At 52.0% G+C, this 765-nt stretch carries 1 rRNA gene; it reads right to left on the reverse strand.

Annotated features, from left to right (window positions below):
• Window positions 1-765, reverse strand: a 23S ribosomal RNA gene (locus D0Z60_RS11475); the annotation flags it as partial.

Raw genomic sequence — 765 nt, forward strand, 5'->3', positions numbered from 1 at the left:
GTCCGACCAGGATTAGCCAACCTTCGTGCTCCTCCGTTACTCTTTAGGAGGAGACCGCCCCAGTCAAACTACCCACCAGACACTGTCCGCAACCCGGATTACGGGTCAACGTTAGAACATCAAACATTAAAGGGTGGTATTTCAAGGTCGGCTCCATGCAGACTGGCGTCCACACTTCAAAGCCTCCCACCTATCCTACACATCAAGGCTCAATGTTCAGTGTCAAGCTATAGTAAAGGTTCACGGGGTCTTTCCGTCTTGCCGCGGGTACACTGCATCTTCACAGCGAGTTCAATTTCACTGAGTCTCGGGTGGAGACAGCCTGGCCATCATTACGCCATTCGTGCAGGTCGGAACTTACCCGACAAGGAATTTCGCTACCTTAGGACCGTTATCGTTACGGCCGCCGTTTACCGGGGCTTCGATCAAGAGCTTCGCTTGCGCTAACCCCATCAATTAACCTTCCGGCACCGGGCAGGCGTCACACCGTATACGTCCACTTTCGTGTTTGCACAGTGCTGTGTTTTTAATAAACAGTTGCAGCCAGCTGGTATCTTCGACTGATTTCAGCTCCACGAGCAAGTCGCTTCACCTACATATCAGCGTGCCTTCTCCCGAAGTTACGGCACCATTTTGCCTAGTTCCTTCACCCGAGTTCTCTCAAGCGCCTTGGTATTCTCTACCTGACCACCTGTGTCGGTTTGGGGTACGATTTGATGTTACCTGATGCTTAGAGGCTTTTCCTGGAAGCAGGGCAGATCGGAA

It is taken from the genome of Sphingomonas mesophila (genome assembly GCF_003499275.1).
Lineage (GTDB): Bacteria > Pseudomonadota > Alphaproteobacteria > Sphingomonadales > Sphingomonadaceae > Sphingomicrobium > Sphingomicrobium mesophilum.